Source organism: Rhodococcus sp. NPDC019050 (assembly GCF_055664235.1).
On record NZ_JBVOON010000057.1, the window covers coordinates 1 to 1,066 of the forward strand.

Here is a 1,066-nt window from a genome sequence, read left to right on the forward strand (position 1 = left end):
CATCAACCGGCCAGGCGATGATCCCGAGGCCACCGTGGAGGACGCCACGATAGCCGCCTGACACCCACTGGACTCAAACCCCTTGACACATTCCGCACTCACCGTGGACGAAGCCCAAGCGCGGCTGAGCCTGGACTGGCACGCCCTGCTCCGTCACCAGACGTTCTATAAAGCGGTGTACCGTCCTGCCGTGCTGCGGGCGAACCGGCTCTTGCCCAGCGTTGCGCTACCGCCCGCGCTCAAGTTCCACGCGCTGCGGCACACCTACGCCAGCCTGTGCGTGGCGGCGGGCATTCCACCGCTGGAGATCGCGCGGTTCATGGGGCACGCCAAGGTCACCACCACGCTCAGCGTGTACGCGCACCTGTTCGCCGACGACCACTCCGACGCTATGGCCGCACTGGGGGCGATGGGGGAACCGGTCGCTGACACCGGGAACGTGGTGCCGCTTAATCGGGCCGGTGCGATCTAAGCAACCGAGAGCATGCTCCCGGCGTAGCCCGCGACCGTACCGAAGACGAGAAATCCCACGCCGGTCCACCGCCGCCGTTTGCTGATGGAGTACTGCGCGCTGACAAAGTCCGTCAGCGCTTCCCGTTCGATCCGTGTACGCGGGCCGAGCTGGTCTGCAAAAAGCTCGCGTGTTGCGGTAGGGAAGCTTGGTCCGCGAATAACACCGCCTCCGAAGCCGGGGTACGTACGCCCGTTCTGCATTTCTAGATGGCGGAGGTGCTCCTCCCTAGCTTCCTTGGCTTCGTCCAACTTCCTTTTGAACGCGTCCATGTTCCGCTGAGACTGCGTCACGTCCATCACTACGAGCGCAGCACCCGCAAGCTGGAACAACAGTGCCAACGTGTAGAGCACATACACCACCAGATTCATGGGCGCAGCTTCTCAGACTCCACTGACACCGACCCGTCAACGATGTTCAATATGCGCGCGCACCTGCGCGACGGGGCGTGCTGGCGGCACTAGCCTCGGGATTTCATGCTGATTGAGTGGAAACCCGTGTCAAACACGAAGAATGGTGCCCTGAACTGGGATAATTCGACTTGCGAAGGTTGAA

Annotated in this window: 2 protein-coding genes; one reads left to right on the forward strand and one right to left on the reverse strand. The window is 62.5% G+C overall.

Annotated elements, in window-relative coordinates; genetic code table 11:
• Positions 1–82: 82 nt before the first annotated feature.
• A complete protein-coding gene (locus AC0B44_RS21260) occupies positions 83–472 on the forward strand; it encodes a tyrosine-type recombinase/integrase (RefSeq protein WP_471904705.1) in 390 nt (129 codons plus the stop codon).
• Here the strand turns inward: AC0B44_RS21260 and AC0B44_RS21265 are convergent.
• The gene (locus tag AC0B44_RS21265) at positions 469–882 is read right to left on the reverse strand and encodes a hypothetical protein (protein WP_471904706.1); all 414 of its coding nucleotides are present in this window, start codon (positions 880–882) and stop codon (positions 469–471) included. The genes AC0B44_RS21260 and AC0B44_RS21265 overlap by 4 nt on opposite strands.
• Between the last annotated feature and the right edge of the window lie 184 nt (positions 883–1,066).

Excerpts from the sequence above, each read along its gene's own strand:
- AC0B44_RS21265 (WP_471904706.1), bottom strand. The coding sequence starts at position 882 with ATGAATCTGGTGGTGTATGTGCTCTACACGTTGGCACTGTTGTTCCAG.